This is a genomic window from Kitasatospora sp. NPDC093558 (assembly GCF_040683475.1).
GTDB lineage: Bacteria > Actinomycetota > Actinomycetes > Streptomycetales > Streptomycetaceae > Kitasatospora.
Map to the genome: position 1 here is coordinate 1 of NZ_JBFBDY010000099.1, position 18,713 is coordinate 18,713.

Here is an 18,713-nt window from a genome sequence, read left to right on the forward strand (position 1 = left end):
GCCGTCCCCCTCCCCGAGGCCCGCGCACGCGTGGTCCCGCCTCCGCCGCCGGTCCAGCGCGTGGCGGAGTTCGGCTCGCTCGCGAAGGACCTCGTCTCCCCGCCGCCCGATTCGCCGCAACCCCCGGGCGCGTCCTCGCCCCCCGGATCACCGCCACCGACCGGGCCCGGAGGCCCACCCGGAGACACCCCGCCCACGCGGCGCACCCGCCGGCGGCCCCACAGCCGTCGGGTCCGCGCCCTCGTCCTGGGGCTGCTCCTGGTGGCGGTGGCCGCCGTCGCCACCGTGGTGTCCATCTCCCGCTCCGGCCCGCCGCCCTCGCACCCGGCCGCCGGGGCGGTCGCAAAGCCGGGGGCCGTCCCCGCCGTCTCCACGGTTCCGTCGCTGGCCGCGATGGTCCCGGCCGCCGTGCGGTCGAGCGGCAGGCTCGTCGTGGCCACCACGGCCGTCTACCCGCCCAACGAGTGGCAGGACAAGGGCACGCTCTACGGGTGGGACCTCGACCTGGCCAAGGCGATCGGGCAGAAGCTCGGCCTGGCGGTCGCCATCGAAGACGTCCCCTTCGACTCGATCTTCTCGGGCGTGGCGTCGTCGACGTACCAGCTCGGCATGAGCTCCATCACCGACACCGGGCAGCGCGAGACGACCTTCGACCTGGTCGACTACTTCACCGCCAGGACGGTCGTCGGGGTGAAGAACGGAAATCCCGCGGGCGTCGACCCGAACGACCTGTGCGGGGTCAAGGTCGCCGTCGTGAGCGGTACCACCCAGGCCAACACCATCAAGGACTCGATCAACCCCGCCTGCGTCAACGACGGCAAACCGCCCGTCCCCGACGACGGCGACCGACTCGGCAGCTCGGCGGACGTCGTCAACGCCGTGATGTCCGGCCGTGATCAGGCCATGCTGGTCGACTCCCCGGTCATCGACTACGCGAGCACGATGAAGCACGGGCAAGTGGTGAACCTCGGTGGTGCCGGCGGCAGCGCCCCCTCCTACGGCATCGTCGTCGCCAAGAACACCGGGCTCACCCAGGCGGTCCAGGGCGCCGTGCAGTCGCTGATCGACGACGGCAACTACCGGCAGATCCTCACCAAGTGGGGTGTCCAGGCCGGAGCCGTCGGCACGGCCACGGTCAACAGCCCGGGCACCGCCGGCTGAACCGGCCGAACCGGCCGAACCGGCCCCGCCTCCTCGGCCGACGAATCGTCAGAACGCCGACGAAAAGCGTGTTCCGGAGCAAACCCGCACCATCGCCGCGCCCAACGCCGCCCCAACGCGGGACGTCAATCCACCTCATCCAGCGGGCCGTTGTGCTGCACCCCTTGCCCGGGTCCCGAACCGTCGAGACCATACCGGGCCGGGGGGTGTCGTGCACCACACGCGGACTCTGCTGGAGGAGTTTCGGTCATGAGGTGGAAGACGCGGATCGCCGGCACGCTGGCGGTCGTGCTCGCTCTGGGCGCCACCGCCCTGAGCCCGACGGGAGCCGCCGGCGGTCATCCGGCCAGCGGCCCCGGCTCCTGCACCATCAAGAACTGGGACCCGGACGACGACCCGGGCGACGCAACCGACCTGCCCGAGGGGCAGCGTCCCCAGTCCTACAAGCCCGACGACTACGACTGCACCGGTGCCTCCTTCGCCGCTCCCGGCGTCGAGTTCACGAAGTTCCCGCAGCCGGGCGACTTCCGGATCACCAACAGACAGACCGCGAGAACGGCCGACGACGCGGTGGCGACGGTCAGTTCGCCGACCCAGGCGGTCAACCCGCTCGCGCCGTACTTCCCGCCGTTCACCCACTTCGTGGTCCTCTACCGGGAGAACCACACCTTCGACGACTACCTCGGCGACTGCGCCACCACCGTCCAGGCGGGCTGCAACGGCGCCGTGCAGAGCACCAACCACATCTCCTCGGTGCCCAACCTGCACACGCTGGCCAAGAACTACGCGCTGATGGACGCGTACAGCACCGGCACCCAGCCGCCGAGCGGCCCGAACCACTGGTGGCTCTTCTCCGGCCAGTCGGCGTCGAGTTCGCAGCAGCAGTCCTACCCCGTCGCCGGCGGCACCCAGTTCGACCGCTTCCTGAAGGGCCCGAGTGGCGGCTACCCGTTCATCATGAACGGCGACTTCTACTGGATGCTCAGCAGCGGCAGCGGGTACTGGCGCAACCCGGCCACCAACAACATCGAGGTGCTGCCGGTCAACCGCCCGGGCACCAGCATCCCCGAGGAGCTCAACTACAACCACTACACCTGCTGCGGGCAGAACGACGACGACCAGACCATCGCGAACGACTACATGAACTTCGTGACGGCCAACGGCCTGCCCTCCTACTCGTACGTCGAGCTGTTCAACGACCACCCGGGCACGTACCAGGACATCCCGAAGAACGACGCCGTGACCAAGCAGGTCGTCGACTTCCTGATGAACAACGCGGCCTACAAGGACAACACGGTGATCGTCGTCACCGAGGACGACACCCAGAACGGCAGCAACGGCCCGGACCACGTCAGCAACACCTACCGCGTGCCGACCGTCGTCGTGGCCTCGCCCAAGTACATGAAGCAGAGCTACGTCACGCACGTCGCGTACACCACGGACAACGTGCTGGCCGCGATGGAACGGGTGATGGAGAACGTCCACCCGGGCGTCATCGACCCGAACGACAACATCGGCCTCTCGACGTTCCCCATGACGACCGCCGACCAGGGCGGCCTCGGCGACCCCCTCGAAGACCTCTGGGTCCAGGGCGCCACCCCGCTCTCGGCCACCGCCACGGGCACGCCGCCGACGGGCAACGCGCCGCTGAACGTCGCCTTCACCGGCTCGGCGACCGGCGGCACCGCGCCCTACGCGTACAGCTGGAACTTCGGTGACGGTTCGGCGGCGAGCACCGCGCAGAACCCGAGCCACAGCTATGCCACCGCCGGGACGTACAGGGCGACCCTCACCGTCACGGACGCCGCCAACCCGGCCAACACCGCCACCTCGACCGTCACCACCACCGTCAGCGCCGTCGGCGCCGCCCTCGCGGCCAGTGCGACCGGCACGCCGACGTCCGGCCAGGTCCCGCTGAACGTCGCCTTCACCGGCTCGGCGACCGGCGGCACCCCGGCCTACGCGTACAGCTGGAACTTCGGTGACGGTTCAGCGGCGAGCACCGCGCAGAACCCGAGCCACAGTTACGCCACCGCCGGGACGTACACGGCGACGCTCACCGTGACCGACAGCGCCTCGCCGCCGCACTCGGCCACCTCGACCGTCACCGTCACGGCCTCGCCCATCGCCGGCACCGCCCCCGGCGCACCCACCGGCCTCACCGCGACGGCCGGCAACGCCCAGGCGGCGCTCAACTGGACGGCCCCCGCGAGCAACGGCGGCGTCTCCATCACCTCCTACCGCGTCTACCGGGGCACGGCGAGCGGCCAGGAGACCCTCCTCACCACCGGCGGATGCAGCGGCCTCGGGGCCGTCCTCTCCTGCACGGACACCGGGCTCACCGCCGGCCAGACGTACTACTACAAGGTCAGCGCGGTGAACTCGATCGGCGAGGGCGCCCAGAGCAACGAGGCCAGTGCCACCCCCACCGGCTGTCCGCCCCAACAGCTGCTCGGCAACCCCGGCTTCGAGACCGGCAGCGCCGCACCGTGGACCGCCACGTCCGGCGTCATCAGCAACAGCACCACCGAGCCGCCGCACAGCGGCAGTTGGGACGCCTGGCTGGACGGCTACGGCACCACCCACACCGACACCCTCAGCCAGTCCGTCACCCTGCCGGCCGGGTGCGGCACCTACAACCTCTCCTTCTGGCTGCACATCGACACCGCCGAGACCACCACCACGACGGCCTACGACACCCTCAAGGTGCAGGTCCTCAACAGCTCCGGCACGGTGCTCGCCACCCTGCACACCTACTCCAACCTCGACCACAACACCGGCTACGCGCAGCGCAGTTTCGACCTGTCGCCGTACGCCGGCCAGACCGTCACCCTGAAGTTCACTGGCAGCGAGGACTACGAGAAGCAGACCTCCTTCGTCATCGACGACACCGCGGTCAACGTCTCCTGACGCCTCCGCCCGGCCGGCCCTCCCACCCCCGGGAGGGCCGGCCTCCTGGCGCGCCGCGCCGGCCTGCCGTAGCGTCGGTCGCCGTGACCCCCGACCAGGCGCGCGCGAACCGGATCTTCCTGCCCGACACGTACGCCGAGGGCGTGCCGTACGACCTGTTCCGCGAACTGCGGGCGGCCGGACCGGTCCAGTGGATCGAGGAACCGCCCGTCGGCGACTGGCCGGCCGGGCCCGGCTACTGGGCGGTGCTGCGGCACGCGGACGTCAAGCACGTGCTGCGCACCCCGGGGGACTTCTCCTCGCACCTCGGCGGCACCCAGATCCGCGACCCCGACTCGCCCGCCGACCTCGCCTTCGCCCGCGCGATGATGCTCAACCAGGACCCGCCGGACCACTCCCGCCTGCGCCGGATCGTCGCCGCCGCTTTCACCCCGCGCGCCCTGGCCGACCTGACCACGGCCATCGAGGGACGGGTGGCCGAACTCGTCGACGCTGTCCGCCCGTTGGGAGCCACCGACTTCGTCGCCCTGGCCGCCGACCTGCCCGTGTGGACGCTCGCCCGCGTGATGGGCGTTCCCGACCGGGACCGCCGCCTCCTGCTCGACTGGGCGAACCGCGTGATCGGCTACCAGGACACCGACTACGCCGCCTCCGCCACCGCCGGCCCGGCCGGCCTGACCCCCCTCGGCCGCGCCGCCCTCGCCCACCGCCCGGTGCCCACCCCCGACGGCCGCCCGCTCAACCCGCGCTCCCGCGCCGGCCTCGCCGACCTCTACGCCTACGCCCACGCGCTCGCCCAACAGCCGGACGCGGACGGCCTGTTGGCCCGCACCCACGAGGCGGGACTGACGGTCGACGAGTTCGAGACGATGTTCTTCCTCTTCGCCGTGGCCGGCAACGAGACCGTTCGCAACGCCCTGCCCGGCGGCCTCCACGCGCTCCTGAGCCACCCGGAGCAGTACCGACTGCTATGCGAGAAGCCCGAGTTGACCTCATCCGCGGTGGAGGAGATGCTGCGCTTCTGGCCCCCGGTGGTGGAGTTCCGCCGCACCGCCACCCGCGACCTCACGCTGGCCGGCCAGGACGTCCGGCGCGGCGACAAGGTGGTCGTCTACCACGCCTCCGCGAACCGCGACGAGAGCGTCTTCCCCGAGCCCGACCGGTTCGACATCACCCGCACCCCGAACGACCACGTGAGCTTCGGCTACGGCCCCCACTTCTGCCTCGGCGCCCAGCTCGCGAGGATCCAGATGTCGGCCATGGTCCGCCGGGTCGTCGCCGACCTGCCGGGCCTGGAACTCGCCGCAGGAGCTCCGCCGAGGCGGCTGGTGTCCAACTTCCAGAACGGGTTGAAGGACCTGGGCATCCGCTGGAAAAGGTGAACGGAAGGTCCTGGGCGTCCTGCTGCTCGGCGCGGCGGCGACCGTCCTGACCGCCGCCCTCGTCCTGCGCCGCCGCCCGACCTGGCCGGAGACCGCCTGCCTCCTCGGGTACGCCTATGCTGCGATCCCCGCCCTCGGACTACGGTGAACACCTGATGACCCCCCACGAGCGAGCCACCCCACGCCCCCGCCCGGCCCACCGGCGCCCGCAGCGACCCGGGAGCCGCGACAGTGGCCGGGTGGACGCCGTCGTCGTCGGGGCCGGACCGAACGGACTGGCCGCCGCCCTCGTCCTGGCCAAGGCCGGTCTCGCCGTCCACGTCTACGAGGCCGAGCCCACCCCCGGCGGCGGGGCCCGCACCGCCGAGCTCACCCTGCCCGGGTTCCGGCACGACGTCTGTTCCGCGGCGCACCCCATGGCCATGGCCTCCCCGTTCTTCCGGGCCTTCGACCTCGCCCGCCACGGCGTGGAGATGCTGCAGCCCGAGATCCCCTACGCCCACCCCCTCGACGGCGGTCGCGCGGCCCTCGCCTGGCGCGACCTGGACCGGACCGCCCAGGGCCTCGGCCCCGACGCGAGGGCCTGGCGCGGCCTGCTCGGCCCGCTCGCCGACCACTGGCAGGGCCTGGCCGACAGCGCCCTGTCCGACCTGCGCCACCTGCCCCGCGACCTCGTGACGGCCACCCGCCTCGCCCTGCGGATCCTCGAACAGGGCACCCGGCTGTGGAACACCCGCTTCCGCACCCCGCAGGCCGCGGCCCTGCTCACCGGCGTCGCGGCCCACGCCACCGCACCCCCGCGCGCCCTGGCCCCGGCCGGCGCCGGCCTGACGCTGGCCGCCCTCGCCCACGCCGTCGGCTGGCCCATCCCGCGCGGCGGAAGCCAGCGCATCGTCGACGCCCTCGTCGCCGAGCTGGAGGCCCACGGCGCCCGCGTCATCACCGGAGAGCACGTCGAATCCCTGGCCCAACTCCCGCGCGCCGAGGCCGTCCTGCTCGACCTCACCCCCACCGCCCTGCTCCGCCTGGCCGGCGACGACCTCCCGGCCGCGTACCGCCGCCGGCTGCGCGCCTTCCGCCACGGCCCCGGCGCGTGCAAGGTCGACTTCGCGCTGTCCGGACCGGTCCCCTGGAGGGCACCCGGCTGCGACCTGGCCGGCACCCTGCACCTGGTCGGCACCCGCGCCGAAGCCCTGGCCGCCGAACGGGCGATCGCCGCCGGACGGCACGCCGAACGCCCCTACGTGCTCGCCGTCCAGCCCGGCGTCGTCGACCCCGGCCGCGCACCCGCGGGACGCCACACCCTATCCACCTACGCCCACGTCCCGCACGGCTCCCCGCAGGACGTCAGCGAGGCCGTGACCGACCAGATCGAACGCTTCGCCCCCGGCTTCCGCGACCTCGTCCTCGCCCGCAACGTCACCACCGCGAGCAGGCTGGGCGACCACAACGCCAACTACGTCGGCGGCGACATCGCCGCCGGGGCCATGACCCTGCGCCAGACCGTATTGCGCCCGGTGCCCCGCTGGGACCCGTACGCGACCCCGCTGCCCGGCGTCTACCTCTGCTCCGCCTCCACGCCGCCCGGCCCCGGCGTCCACGGCATGGCCGGAGTCCATGCCGCCCACCGCGCCCTGCGCCGGCGTTTCGGCATCGACACCCACCCCCTCGACCTGATCCGCGCGAACCCGGCCGCGCCCGACGCCACGTCCGGTACCGGGGCGTCCCGATGACGAGCGCCCACCCCCGCCCCGGCGTGCGCCGCCCGTCCGTGCGCCGCCCCGGCCGTGCACTGGCGGGCCCTGCCCGGCTACCGCGAGCCCGGCCTGCTGCGCCCCGCCGGCTACCTCGCCGTGCGCGCCCTCGCCCTGGCCGCCGGCACGGTCCTCATCGGCGTCACCGCCTGTTGATCCGCTACTGACCTGCTACTGGCCCGCGCAGTTGGGACAGAGCCCGCGGTACGTGACCTCGGCGCCCGACAGGGTGAAGCCGAAGCGCTGCTCGGACGGGAGGTCGGCGAGCGGGTCGCCGGCCGGGTGGACGTCGCGGATGGTGCCGCAGCCGGTGCAGACGAGGTGCTGGTGCGGGCGGTGGGCGTTGGGGTCGTAGCGCTTGGCGCGGCCGTCGGTGGCGACCTCGACCACCTCGCCGAGCGTGACCAGTTCGCCGAGGGTGTTGTAGACGGTGGCCCGGGAGATCTCGGGGAGCCGCTCCGCGGCACGGGCGTGCACCTCGTCGGCGGTGAGGTGCACGTGGTCGCCGTCGAGGACCTCCGCCACGACACGCCGCTGGGAGGTGAGGCGCCAACCGCGCTCGCGCAGCCGTTCCAGGAGGTCGCTCATGTCGGTTCACCTATTCAGGTCAATGGAGAAACCCGGAGTTTATCAGCGGATATCAGGGTTATCCGGTATTGGACCCGATACTTCCCTGGTGTCCTTCTTGACTTGGATTGCGTCCATCGTAGGATCGGCTCCGGCATTAGCCTAGGCAGCAGCACACTAGGTAGCACAAGACACCGTGATCCGCCTTGTCAGGGAAGGATTCCCATGTCTGAGAACCACGATGCAACCGGAGTCGGAGCACAGGCGGAGGGCACGGGCGGCTGCCCGGTCGTCCACGGGCGTGCGGCGCACCCCACCCAGGGCGGCGGGAACCGCCAGTGGTGGCCCGACCAGCTGAACCTCAAGATCCTCGCCAAGAACCCCGCGGTGGCCAACCCGTTCGGCGCGGAGTTCGACTACGCGGCGGCCTTCGAGGCCCTCGACCTCCCGGCCGTCAAGCGCGACATCGGCACCGCCCTCACCACGTCCCACGACTGGTGGCCCGCCGACTACGGCAACTACGGCCCGTTCATCATCCGCATGGCCTGGCACAGCGCCGGCACCTACCGCATCCGCGACGGCCGCGGCGGCGCGGGCGGCGGCCAGCAGCGCTTCGCCCCGCTCAACAGCTGGCCGGACAACGCGAGCCTGGACAAGGCCCGCCGCCTGCTGTGGCCGGTCAAGAAGAAGTACGGCCGCAGCCTGTCCTGGGCCGACCTCATGATCCTCGCCGGCAACGTCGCCCTGGAGACGATGGGCTTCGAGACCTTCGGCTTCGGCGGCGGCCGGGTCGACGAGTGGGAGCCCGACGAGGACGTCTACTGGGGCCCGGAGACCACCTGGCTCGGCGACGAGCGCTACACCGGCGACCGCGAGCTGGAGAACCCGCTCGCCGCCGTCCAGATGGGCCTCATCTACGTCAACCCCGAGGGCCCCAACGGCAATCCGGACCCGATCGCCGCCGCGCGCGACATCCGCGAGACCTTCTACCGGATGGCGATGAACGACGAGGAGACCGTCGCCCTCATCGCCGGCGGCCACACCTTCGGCAAGACCCACGGCGCCGGCCCGGCGGACCACGTCGGCCCCGACCCCGAGGCCGCCCCGATGGAGCAGCAGGGCCTCGGCTGGAAGAGCGCCTTCCGCACCGGCGTGGGCGGCGACGCGATCACCAGCGGCCTGGAGGGTGCCTGGACGCACACCCCCACCACCTGGGACAACTCCTTCTTCGAGACCCTCTTCGGCTACGAGTGGGAGCTCACCAAGAGCCCCGCCGGCGCCTGGCAGTACGTCCCGAAGGACGGCGCCGGCGCCGGCACCGTGCCCGACGCGCACGACCCGTCCAAGCGGCACGCCCCGGTCATGCTCACCACCGACCTGTCGCTGCGCCTGGACCCGGTCTACGAGCCCATCTCCCGGCGCTTCAAGGACAACCCGGCCGAGTTCGCCGACGCGTTCGCCCGCGCCTGGTTCAAGCTGACGCACCGCGACATGGGCCCGGTCGTCCGCTACCTCGGCCCCGAGGTCCCGAGCGAGGAGCTGATCTGGCAGGACCCGCTGCCGGCCGCCACCGGCGAGCGGATCGACGCCGCCGACGCCGCCGCGCTCAAGGAGCGCGTCCTCGCCACCGGCCTGTCCGTCGCCCAGCTGGTCTCCGCCGCGTGGGCCGCCGCCTCGTCCTTCCGCGGCAGCGACAAGCGCGGTGGCGCCAACGGCGGCCGGATCCGCCTCCAGCCGCAGGCCGGCTGGGAGGTCAACGACCCGGACGAGCTCGCGATCGTGCTGCGCGCCCTGGAGGGCGTCCAGCGGGACTTCAACGCCCAGGCGGGTGCCAAGCACGTCTCGCTCGCCGACCTCGTCGTGCTGGCCGGCGGCGCGGCCGTCGAGAAGGCGGCGAAGGACGCGGGCGTCGCCGTCGAGGTGCCGTTCGCGGCCGGCCGCGTGGACGCCTCGCAGGAGCAGACCGACGTCGAGTCGTTCGCGGCGCTGGAGCCCTCGGCCGACGGCTTCCGCAACTACGCCGGCAAGGGCCAGCGGCTCGCCGCCGAGTACCTGCTGCTCGACCGGGCCAACCTGCTGACGCTGAGCGCCCCCGAGCTGACCGTCCTCGTCGGCGGCCTGCGCGTGCTCGGCGCGAACCACGGCAACTCCTCCCACGGTGTGTTCACCGAGACGCCGGGCGTGCTGACGAACGACTTCTTCGTCAACCTGCTCGACCTCGACACGACGTGGAAGGCCACCTCCGAAGACGCGACCACCTTCGAGGCCCGCGACTCCTCGGGCGCGGTCAAGTGGACGGGCACCCGCGCCGACCTCGTGTTCGGCTCGAACTCCGAACTGCGCGCCGTCGCCGAGGTGTACGCGAGCGACGACGCCAAGGAGAAGTTCGTCCGGGACTTCGTCGCGGCCTGGGTCAAGGTCATGAACCTGGACCGGTTCGACCTCGCCAGGGCGTGATCCCCGGTTCGGGTCCGGGCCTGCGAGTCACCGCAGGTCCGGCCCCGAACTGTTTCGGGTCCGAGCTACCGTGCGCCCGGCCCCGAGCCGACGCTGACCAGCCCCGTCTCGTACGCGGCCACCACCACCTGGGCGCGGTCCCGCAGGCCGAGCTTGCCGAGGATCCGGGCCACGTGCGTCTTGACCGTCGCCTCGGACAGCCCGAACCGCGCGGCGAGTTCGGCGTTGCTGAGCCCGCGCGCGAGCAGCGTCATGACCTCCAGCTCGCGCGGCGTGAGCGCGGCCAGCTCGCGGTGCGGGGCGGTGGGGGCGTCCGGGCGGGCGAAGCGCTCGACGAGGCGGCGGGTGATCGCCGGGGCCAGCAGGGCGTCGCCGGAGCGGACCAGCCGGACGGCGGCGGCCAGGTGCTCGGGGGTGACGTCCTTGAGCAGGAAGCCGCTCGCGCCGGCGGCCATCGCGGCGTAGACGTACTGGTCGAGGTCGAAGGTGGTCAGCATGATCACCCGCGGGGGCTCCTGCGCGGTGTCGGCGACGATCCGCCGGGTGGCCTCCAGGCCGTCCAGGACGGGCATCCGGATGTCCATCAGCACGACGTCCGGTCTCGTCCGGCGCACGGCGGCCACCGCCCGCTCGCCGTCGTCGGCCTCGGCGACCACGTCGATCCCCTCGGACTCCAGGATCAGCCGGAAGCCGGTGCGCACCAGCGCCTGGTCGTCGGCGACCACCACGCGCAGCGGGTCGGTGTTCAGCGGGTCGGTGTTCATGAACTCTCCAAGGGGATCAGGGCCTTGACGCGGTAGCCGCCGCGCGGCCGGGAGCCGGTGTGCAGGGTGCCGCCGTAGACGGCGAGGCGCTCGCGCAGGCCGATCAGGCCGCGGCCGTTGCCGGTGGCGGCGGCGCCGGTGGGGCGGCCGCCGGTGTCGGTGACCTCGACGGCCAGGTGGCCGGGGGCGTACGCGACGGTGACCTCGGCGGCGGCGCCGCCCGCATGCTTGACGGTGTTCGTGAGCGCCTCCTGGACGACCCGGTAGGCGGCGAGTTCGACCCCGGGCGGCACCGCGCGGCGCTCGCCGGTGACGGTCAGTCCGACCGTGAGCCCGGCCTGCCGGACGCCCTCGACCAGCGCGTCCAGGCGGGCGAGTCCGGGCTGCGGGCTGAGGTCGGCGGTGCCGGCCGGATCGTCGCCGGGCCCCGCTTCGATCGTCAACAGGCCCATGACGTGCCGAAGTTCGGTCATCGCGGCGCGCCCGCCGGTCTCCACGGCGGCCATCGCCTCGCGTGCCTTGTCCGGCGCGGTGTCGAGGATCTTGCGGGCGGCCCCGGCCTGGATCGTCATCATGCTCACGTTGTGCGTCACGACGTCGTGCAACTCGCGGGCGATGCGCGCCCGTTCGTGCTCGACCGCGCGCTGGAGCGCGGCCAGCTGCTCGCGTTCGAGGGCGGAGAGCCGCTCGTGGCCCTCGGCCACCCGGCGGCGCCACATCCGCCGCTCGTAGGCGACCGCGAGCACCGGCACGAGCAGCAGCACGGCGACCACCCCGTTGGGGAAGTGCGGCAGCTTCGCGGCGGCGAACAGCACCACGAGCGCGACGGTGGCCGCCGGGAGGCTCGCCAGGACGGCCGCCGGGCGGCGCCCGTACGCGGCGGCGCTGTACGCGGCGATGACGACGGCGACGCCCGCCGAGTAGGCGATGTCCTCGGACTGGTGCCGGACGAGCAGCGCGAGCGGCAGGACCGTCCACAGCACCGCGAGCGGGTAGCGGCGGCGCAGCGCGAGCGGCAGGGGTACGACCGGTACCAGCAGGAGCAGCGGTGAGTGCGGAGGTTGGGCGATCCGGACGTAGTGGCTGCTCAGAGTGGCCAGGAACAGGGCCAGTGCGACGTCGAACGCCCATCCGCGCCGGGTCGGCAGGGGCGGTGGCGGTCCGGCGCCCGGGCGGACGGCCGCGCGCAGCCGTTGCGGGGTCAGGGCATCGATCACCGGCACATTGTGGCGGCCGGGCGCCCGGCTGGACAGCCCCGCGACCGGCGGGGCGGCCGTACCCCGGTCGACTACCTCTCAAGGATGACGCCTTGCGTCTTACCTCCCGCGCTGCCGGACCGGGTCAGTCTTGATCCGGTCCCGCAGCGTCCTCCTCGGCCTTCCGCTCGGCGGCCTTGATCCGCTCCGCGAACTCGTGCGCGTCGATCCGTTCGACCGTGGCGCCGTGCTTCGCGGCCAGCTCGTCGGCCGGCCCCGGCGACGCCTCCCGCGCCTCCACCACGAGCAGCGCTCCGCCGTCCGGCACCCGCGGCGACAGCACGATCAGCCCGGCGCCGCCCTCCGTCGCCCGGCTCTCCTCGGCCGCGTTGCCGAGCGCCGCGCCCGCCGCGAACCCCAGCAGCACCCCGACCGGCCCGCCCAGCAGACCCACCAGCCCGCCCAGCACGCCGGAGCCGACGGTCGTCACGCCCGCGCCGCGCACGAAGCTGTCCCGCACCTCCAGCAGGCCGTCGGCGCTGCGCTCCAGCGCGGCCACCTGCCGGAGGCCGGGGAGGTGCTGCGCCTCGTCGTAGGCGGGGCGCCAGGCGGCGGCGTCCGGGAAGGTCAGCAGGACGACGTTGTGCTGCTCGCTCATCGTGCTCCGATCGGTTCTCGGGTCCCGGCCTCCATCGTCACCCTGGGTGCCCGGCTCCGCCACAGGAGCGACGGACCGCCTCGCGCCGCGGTGGCTCACGCGCCGGTGGCGCCCGGGCAGAACTCCGCCTCCAGCTCGTCGGTGAACACCCCGATCGGCCAGTTGCCGTACGTCCAGTTGCCGTTCGTCCAGTCGCCGTTGACGTGGGTGGACAGCAGGTGCCGGCCGTCCCGGCTGCCGTAGGTGTAGCTCCACGAGCCGTTGATGGCGCCGCCCATGCCCCACACCGTGGTGCAGGACAGCTTGATGGAGCTCACGCCCAGCCCGTACGTCGTGTCCTTGATCCACTCCTTCGGCGGGGTCGGGATCACCGTGAACATCTCCTGCTGCTGGGCGGACGGCAGCAGTCGGCCGCCCAGCAGTGCGGCGAAGTGGGTGTTCAGGTCGCCGACGGTGGAGATCATGTCGCCGGAGGCCCAGCCCCAGGACGGGCTCAGCTCGGTGACGTCGTGGATCGGGGCTTCCGGGCTGGGGTCGGCCAGGCGGGTGTACCCGCGTCCGTGCGGCCCGTGGATGGTCACGTCGGCCGGGTCCGGCGTGTAGGTGCTCCTGAGGCCGAGCGGGGTGGTGATCCGCTGCTCGATCTGCGCGGCGAGCGTGGTGCCGGTGGCGCGTTCGACGATCAGCCCGGCGAGGACGTAGTTGGTGTCGGAGTACTTCCAGCCGCCGCCGGGCGCGAAGTCGGGCGTGTGGCGCATGGCGATGCCGACGAGCTGCGCGGGGGTGTAGCTGTCGAAGCGGTGCTGGAGGAACGCGGGGCCGATCGCGGTGCGCTGGACGTCGTCGTCCATCACGTAGTTGAAGACCCCGCTGGTGTGGTTGAGCAGCTGCCGCACGGTGATCCGGTCGGGCTGGTAGCCGGGCCCGTCCACGACGCCCGGGAGCCAGCGGTCCACGCTGTCGTCGAGGCTCAGCCGGCCCTCGGCGGCGAGCTGGAGCACGACGGTGGCGACGAAGGTCTTGGTGGTGCTGCCGATCCGGAACCGGTCCTGCGCGTGCGGCGCCCGCCCGGTGGCGGTGTCGGAGACGCCCGCGCTGCCGAACCAGCGGCGGTGGCCGTCCCTGACCTCGGCGACCGCGCCGGGCAGGCCGCCCTCGGTGACGGCCCGGTCCAGCACCTTCCGCACGCCGGCGTGCCCGCCCTGGTGCCCGCCCTTCGCGGCCGGCTCGGCGAGGGCCGGCGTGGCGGCGGTGGCCGAGAGCACGGCCCCGGCGAGCAGGGCGCCGACGGCGGTGCGCGTGGTGGCCTTCATGGTGTGTTCCCCCTTGGCTGGCGGTTTCGGTTGCGAGGAAGAAACTACGGCCTGGTTTCCATATGAATCAACGTCAACTTCGATTGCCTGATGGATCGTTGCAGCTCATTGCGGCTATATCCTTGCAATGACTCTGCCGGTGATTGCAAGGGTTTGGAGCTTCATTGCAACAGGCCCGACGCCCGCGCATACTGGTCGCGCCACCCGAGGAGACGAGGACGGATGCCCGGAGCCAGACTGACCCAGCAGGACCGCCGCCGGATCGCCACCGGCCTCGCCGAAGGGCTCGGCTACGGCGAGATCGCCCGCGATCTCGGCCGCCCGACGTCCACCGTGACCCGCGAGATCGCCCGCAACGGCGGCCCCTCCGGCTACCGCGCCGAGCGCGCCCACCGGGCCACCGTCCAGCGCTCCCGCCGCACCCGCCCGGCCCCGCCGTCGGGCGTCCGCTCGGCCGTCGTCGTCCGGCAGGCGGCCGGCCGCGACCCCGTCGCCGTACGCGAATTCGCCGAACGGATGGCCGAGTTGCTCGTCCACGTCGGCATGCCCCGAATGGTGGCCCGGGTGCTCACCTGCCTCTACGTCACCGACGACGGCAGCCTCACCGCGGGCGAACTGGCCGAGCGCCTCCGGGTCAGTCCGGCGTCCGTCTCGAAGGCGACCGCCTACCTGGAGGGCCAGGCACTGGTCCGCCGCGAGCGCGACGAGCACCGGCGGCGCACGCGGTACGTCATCGACGGCGACATCTGGTACCGCGCGCTGCTGGCCAGCGCCGAACGCAACGCGATGCTCGCCGGGATCGCCCGCGAAGGCGCCGAACTCCTCGGCCCCGCCACCCCGGCCGGCTCCCGCATGGATGGCGCGGCGACGCTGCTGGACCGGATCGGCCAGGACATCGTGCGCGCCGTCCGGCAGTGGCGGGAGACGCCGTGACGGAGTATGGCCCTATGCAGCTGAGAATCGAGGCCACCGACCTGCCCGGCCGCGAGTGCGGCACCGCCCCCGGCTTCCCGGGCTACCAGGACATCCACGTCGCGGTCCAACGCCGCGCCAAGCCGGGCGAGTTGCTCGACCCGCAGCCCGGCGACGCGACGCGCGCGGAGTGGACGCTGGAGTGCGCGGCCCGCGTGACCCCCACGGGTGTGGACATCACCGGCCGGTACGTCCAGGGCGGCCCGGGCGGGCGCTTCATCTACCTGAACTGGGTGAGCGGAGCGGAGATGGCGCTCTTCCGCCGCGCGAAGATCTTCCTTGACGCGATTGATGCCGACACCGCCTCGGAGGCTGTCCGCACTGGCCGGTTGGTGGCCCGCCTGGGCCTGACCGACGCGAAGGGCCACCCGCTGTGCGCCGCCGTCCGGCCGCCGCTGGTCACCTGGACGGCAGGGGGCTGAATACGGCGTGACGTCAGGAATAAGCAGGAGCCCTCTGTGCGCTATTGCAAGGCATACGCAATAGTGTTGTCCCGGCACGATCGACAACTTCGTGAAAGAAGGACCCGTTGGGCACCTACTCGCTTCCCGACCTGCCGTACGACTACTCCGCGCTGGAGCGGGCGATGTCGGCCGAGATCCTGGAACTGCACCACTCGAAGCACCACGCGGCCTACGTGAAGGGGGCGAACGACACCCTGGAGCAGCTGGCCGAGGCGCGCGACAAGGAGCAGTTCGCCGGCCTGGTCGGCCTGCAGAAGACGTTCGCGTTCCACCTGTCCGGCCACGTGCTGCACTCGCTGTTCTGGCAGAACCTCTCCCCGGAGGGCGGCGACCGCCCCGAAGGCGAGCTGGCCGACGCGATCACCGAGCACTTCGGAAGCTTCGAGGCGTTCAAGAAGCAGCTGACGAACGCCACGACGGGCGTGCAGGGGTCGGGTTGGGGCATCCTCTCGTGGGAGCCGCTGAGCCGGCGCCTGATCGTGGAGCAGGTCTACGACCACCACGGCAACGTGGGCCAGGGCACGACCCCGCTGCTGGCCTTCGACGCCTGGGAGCATGCCTACTACCTGCAGTACCGCAACGTCCGCCCGGACTACGTCACGCGCCTGTGGGACGTCGTCAACTGGCAGGACGTGTCAGCGCGCTTCACCACCGCGAAGAGCGCCTGAAAAGTATGAATCGAGACGGCCCCGGACCGGTCACCCAGCCCGGGGCCGTCACCCTGTCCTAGCGGCGCCGGTCGATGTCGCCCTCTGGGCCCTTGCCGGCGATTCGGTCCAGGAACGTGACCTCCAGCGATTCGAGGTACTGGGCGCGTTCGGCGAGGAAGTGGCGGATATGGGGCTGTCGCTCGTGTTCCTCGAAAGCCGCCCGGTCCGCGTACAGCTCGTAGAAGACCCGCACGTTGGGTTCGCCCGGCACGGTGTGGATCACGTAGAGGAGAGTGCCTGGCTCCCTCGTCCGGATCTCTTCGAGGCACGCCTCCGCCAGTTGGTCGAATGCGTGGGCTGCTGCCGAGTCCCGGGCCACGAACCGTACGACGAGACCGAATTCCACGATCGGGTCATCCCTTCCCTCGATGCCGCTGCAGCCTGGCTCATGCCGCCTTCTGCAGCGCCACTTCGCGGGTGCGCTGGTGGAGTCGGCGGACCGTGTGGTTGGCGGCGTGGGCCGGAAGTGCTTTGCCCAGCGCCTGGAAGTGTTCGTCGCCCCGGACCGAACTGATCGTGACGTAGTCGTCCAGGAAGGCGTCCCAGGTCGCGCAGGAGGCCTCGACGTGCCCGAGCTCCATCTGGCGACGGGCCAGCAGGCCGTTGCCGTGGACGCGCCCCTGCTTCTCGTTGGCGGGACGGGCGCGGTTGGACAGCTGGAGTTCCTTGACCGCTCCGGGGAGGTCGCCGAGTTCGTACAGCACGTGCGAGACGTGGAAGTGGTAAGCGGCCTGGTCGTACCCGCCCACCGAGTCGTTGCGACCCTCTGCCTGCGCCAGCGCGGTCTCGGTCTCGGTAAGCCGGGTGAAGGCCTGCCGCCGGTCTTTCACCATGGCTGCGCCGTGTGCCTGCTGGCCGGTGAGGAAGGCCCGCAGCCTCGGACCGGAGGCCGGAGCCGCTTCGGCGGCCGAGTCGGCCAGCTCGAGCGCCTTCGGACCGTGGCCGAGGTTGGACGCCTGGAGCGCCATGCCGCGCAAGGTGCGGCAGTACGTCACGTGGTCCTGGGCCTCGCGGGCGAGCTTGAGCGCCTGGACGTAGTACTTCTGGCCGAGACCGTGGGCGGTCTCGTACATCGCCATCCAGCCGGTGAGATAGGTGAGATCGGCGGCGGCGGACAGCAGGTCCGCCTTCACCCGGGTGGTGCCCGACGCCTGGAGCCACGGCCCGACCGAGTTGACCAGGAAGGCCGCCGCCATCGGGCGTGCGTGCGCGGCGCCGAGCTCGTCGAGGATGTCGGCGATCCGGTTCGTCACCGTCCGGACCGTCTCGACCTCGCCCTGGCCGACGCGCACGGTGCGGCCGGCGGTGGCCTGGATCGTCCGGTCGGCGGTGTCGTCGTAGACCGGCAGCGTCAGGGCGAGAGAGTAGAGCCCGGCGGCGAGTACGCCACGGCGCGACGGGTCCATGTCGGCCTTTCCGATCGACATCAGGTCCGACAGCACGCCTCGGCTGCCGGCCGAGTCGACGTCCGGCTCGAAGCCCGTCTCCTCGGGGGTCACGGGGCGGCCGAGCCGACGGGAGAATGCTTCCCGGACGACCTCCCGGACGTCGGACCGGGGCCGGGAGCCGGAGAGCCAGTGCGAGACGGCCGACTTGTCGTAGGTCAGACGAAGCCCCGCCTCGGTCCCGACGCGGTTCACGGCCCGGGCGAGCTGGTCATTGCCCCACTGTGCCTGCTGCATGAGCGAGGCCAGCTCGGTGTTCGGTGTGCGCGGTCGGTGCGTCATCGCGATCCCGTCCTTCGTTCAACCGGTTCAACGCCTGGACCAGCTTCGCCGGTTCTCCTCGTCCGTGTACCCGCGTTGACTTGAAGTCAGCCATTCGGGCGGTGGATGTGGACCCGAACGATCCCGGATGGTGCCGAACTCTTCCACCCATGCCCAAATGGAGCTCCGGTGATCCTAAGCCCGCTCAACACCGCCAGCTTTCCGGTGCCGCTGGAGTGGGGCGTCCTGCCGGGGGCCGACTCCGTGCCGCCGGCACGGCGGCTGGTGATGGCGATCCTCAGGGAGTGGGGAGTGTCGCTCTCGGCTGATGCGCTCCATGACATCGAACTGTGCGCGAGCGAGCTGATCGCCAATGCCCTCCTGCACACGGGGTCGCGCTGCACCGTGGCCATCCGATGGGGCGCCGGCCGGCTGCGGATCGAGGTCACCGACCGGCTCCCGGACCTCCTGCGGCCCTCGCGCTGCGCCGAATCGACAAGCGGGCGTGGGCTGTTGCTGGTGGAGGCGCTGGCCACCGCCTGGGGCTGGCACCCGATCGGCACCGGAAAGGTCGTCTGGTTCGAGTACCTGGAGACCTCCGAAGAGCGCACGGCCCCTCGTACAGTCATAAGTGAAGAAAGTGATTCGCAGCCGGGGGCACAGCAGACGTTGGCTGTCGGACAGTTCCCTCACCCTTGG

At 72.1% G+C, this 18,713-nt stretch carries 17 protein-coding genes; 10 read left to right on the plus strand and 7 right to left on the minus strand.

The features are described from left to right. The 5 genes from AB0O00_RS13130 to AB0O00_RS13150 form a co-directional block, all read left to right on the plus strand. On the plus strand, positions 1 to 1,161 hold a 1,161-nt coding region (locus tag AB0O00_RS13130), incomplete at its 5' end, for an ABC transporter substrate-binding protein (protein WP_363651129.1). A gap of 249 nt (positions 1,162 to 1,410) precedes the next feature. Then, positions 1,411 to 4,071 carry a PKD domain-containing protein gene (locus AB0O00_RS13135; RefSeq protein WP_363651131.1) on the plus strand — a complete coding sequence of 887 codons (2,661 nt, stop codon included), beginning with the start codon at positions 1,411 to 1,413 and terminating at the stop codon, positions 4,069 to 4,071. An 83-nt stretch (positions 4,072 to 4,154) separates the two neighbouring features. Beyond that, a complete protein-coding gene (locus tag AB0O00_RS13140) occupies positions 4,155 to 5,453 on the plus strand; it encodes a cytochrome P450 (protein ID WP_363651133.1) in 1,299 nt (432 codons plus the stop codon). 239 nt (positions 5,454 to 5,692) lie between these two features. Further along, positions 5,693 to 7,186, plus strand: a complete 1,494-nt coding sequence (locus AB0O00_RS13145; protein ID WP_363651135.1) for an NAD(P)/FAD-dependent oxidoreductase — start codon at positions 5,693 to 5,695, stop codon at positions 7,184 to 7,186. A gap of 54 nt (positions 7,187 to 7,240) precedes the next feature. Then, positions 7,241 to 7,363, plus strand: coding sequence for a hypothetical protein (locus AB0O00_RS13150; protein ID WP_363651137.1), 123 nt, complete (start codon positions 7,241 to 7,243; stop codon positions 7,361 to 7,363). Between the two features lie 15 nt (positions 7,364 to 7,378). Here AB0O00_RS13150 and AB0O00_RS13155 read toward each other — a convergent pair whose 3' ends face one another. Beyond that, positions 7,379 to 7,795 carry a Fur family transcriptional regulator gene (locus AB0O00_RS13155; RefSeq protein WP_363651139.1) on the minus strand — a complete coding sequence of 139 codons (417 nt, stop codon included), beginning with the start codon at positions 7,793 to 7,795 and terminating at the stop codon, positions 7,379 to 7,381. Between the two features lie 204 nt (positions 7,796 to 7,999). On the opposite strand from AB0O00_RS13155, the gene katG reads away from it, so the two are divergent. Then, entirely contained in the window at positions 8,000 to 10,231 is a 2,232-nt protein-coding gene (gene katG, locus AB0O00_RS13160) for a catalase/peroxidase HPI (RefSeq protein ID WP_363651140.1), read from the plus strand. Positions 10,232 to 10,296: 65 nt separating this feature from the next. On the opposite strand, the gene AB0O00_RS13165 is transcribed toward katG, so the two are convergent. The 4 genes from AB0O00_RS13165 to AB0O00_RS13180 all read right to left on the minus strand — a co-directional run bounded on the left by AB0O00_RS13165 (position 10,297) and on the right by AB0O00_RS13180 (position 14,162). Beyond that, the gene (locus tag AB0O00_RS13165; RefSeq protein WP_363651142.1) at positions 10,297 to 10,995 is read right to left on the minus strand and encodes a response regulator transcription factor; all 699 of its coding nucleotides are present in this window, start codon (positions 10,993 to 10,995) and stop codon (positions 10,297 to 10,299) included. Next, on the minus strand, positions 10,992 to 12,209 hold the full coding sequence (locus AB0O00_RS13170) for a histidine kinase (RefSeq protein ID WP_363651158.1): 1,218 nt from the start codon (positions 12,207 to 12,209) through the stop codon (positions 10,992 to 10,994). Before AB0O00_RS13170 ends, AB0O00_RS13165 begins: the two co-directional genes overlap by 4 nt. Positions 12,210 to 12,336: 127 nt before the next feature. Continuing rightward, the gene (locus AB0O00_RS13175) at positions 12,337 to 12,849 is read right to left on the minus strand and encodes a histidine kinase (protein ID WP_363651144.1); all 513 of its coding nucleotides are present in this window, start codon (positions 12,847 to 12,849) and stop codon (positions 12,337 to 12,339) included. 95 nt (positions 12,850 to 12,944) lie between these two features. Continuing rightward, on the minus strand, positions 12,945 to 14,162 hold the full coding sequence (locus tag AB0O00_RS13180; protein WP_363651146.1) for a serine hydrolase domain-containing protein: 1,218 nt from the start codon (positions 14,160 to 14,162) through the stop codon (positions 12,945 to 12,947). Between the two features lie 222 nt (positions 14,163 to 14,384). Here AB0O00_RS13180 and AB0O00_RS13185 point away from each other — a divergent pair, with 222 nt between their 5' ends. From AB0O00_RS13185 to AB0O00_RS13195, 3 genes are all read left to right on the plus strand, one after another. Next, the gene (locus tag AB0O00_RS13185) at positions 14,385 to 15,095 is read left to right on the plus strand and encodes a helix-turn-helix domain-containing protein (RefSeq protein ID WP_363651148.1); all 711 of its coding nucleotides are present in this window, start codon (positions 14,385 to 14,387) and stop codon (positions 15,093 to 15,095) included. 14 nt (positions 15,096 to 15,109) lie between these two features. After that, entirely contained in the window at positions 15,110 to 15,556 is a 447-nt protein-coding gene (locus AB0O00_RS13190; protein ID WP_363651150.1) for a DUF5990 family protein, read from the plus strand. Positions 15,557 to 15,663: 107 nt separating this feature from the next. Next, a complete protein-coding gene (locus AB0O00_RS13195; protein WP_363651152.1) occupies positions 15,664 to 16,266 on the plus strand; it encodes a superoxide dismutase in 603 nt (200 codons plus the stop codon). Positions 16,267 to 16,324: 58 nt separating this feature from the next. Here AB0O00_RS13195 and AB0O00_RS13200 read toward each other — a convergent pair whose 3' ends face one another. After that, positions 16,325 to 16,654, minus strand: coding sequence for an antibiotic biosynthesis monooxygenase (locus AB0O00_RS13200; RefSeq protein WP_363651154.1), 330 nt, complete (start codon positions 16,652 to 16,654; stop codon positions 16,325 to 16,327). 40 nt (positions 16,655 to 16,694) lie between these two features. Then, positions 16,695 to 18,035 (minus strand): hypothetical protein, encoded by a 1,341-nt coding sequence (locus AB0O00_RS13205; protein ID WP_363651155.1) that lies wholly within the window; start codon positions 18,033 to 18,035, stop codon positions 16,695 to 16,697. 168 nt (positions 18,036 to 18,203) lie between these two features. Between AB0O00_RS13205 and AB0O00_RS13210 the strand changes: the two genes are divergently transcribed. Then, on the plus strand, positions 18,204 to 18,713 hold a 510-nt coding region (locus AB0O00_RS13210; protein ID WP_363651157.1), incomplete at its 3' end, for an ATP-binding protein.

Excerpts from the sequence above, each read along its gene's own strand:
- AB0O00_RS13155 (WP_363651139.1), bottom strand. The coding sequence starts at position 7,795 with ATGAGCGACCTCCTGGAACGGCTGCGCGAGCGCGGTTGGCGCCTCACC.
- AB0O00_RS13205 (WP_363651155.1), bottom strand. The coding sequence starts at position 18,035 with ATGACGCACCGACCGCGCACACCGAACACCGAGCTGGCCTCGCTCATG.
- katG (WP_363651140.1), top strand. The coding sequence starts at position 8,000 with ATGTCTGAGAACCACGATGCAACCGGAGTCGGAGCACAGGCGGAGGGC.
- AB0O00_RS13185 (WP_363651148.1), top strand. The coding sequence starts at position 14,385 with ATGCCCGGAGCCAGACTGACCCAGCAGGACCGCCGCCGGATCGCCACC.
- AB0O00_RS13180 (WP_363651146.1), bottom strand. The coding sequence starts at position 14,162 with ATGAAGGCCACCACGCGCACCGCCGTCGGCGCCCTGCTCGCCGGGGCC.
- AB0O00_RS13175 (WP_363651144.1), bottom strand. The coding sequence starts at position 12,849 with ATGAGCGAGCAGCACAACGTCGTCCTGCTGACCTTCCCGGACGCCGCC.
- AB0O00_RS13165 (WP_363651142.1), bottom strand. The coding sequence starts at position 10,995 with ATGAACACCGACCCGCTGAACACCGACCCGCTGCGCGTGGTGGTCGCC.
- AB0O00_RS13190 (WP_363651150.1), top strand. The coding sequence starts at position 15,110 with ATGCAGCTGAGAATCGAGGCCACCGACCTGCCCGGCCGCGAGTGCGGC.
- AB0O00_RS13135 (WP_363651131.1), top strand. The coding sequence starts at position 1,411 with ATGAGGTGGAAGACGCGGATCGCCGGCACGCTGGCGGTCGTGCTCGCT.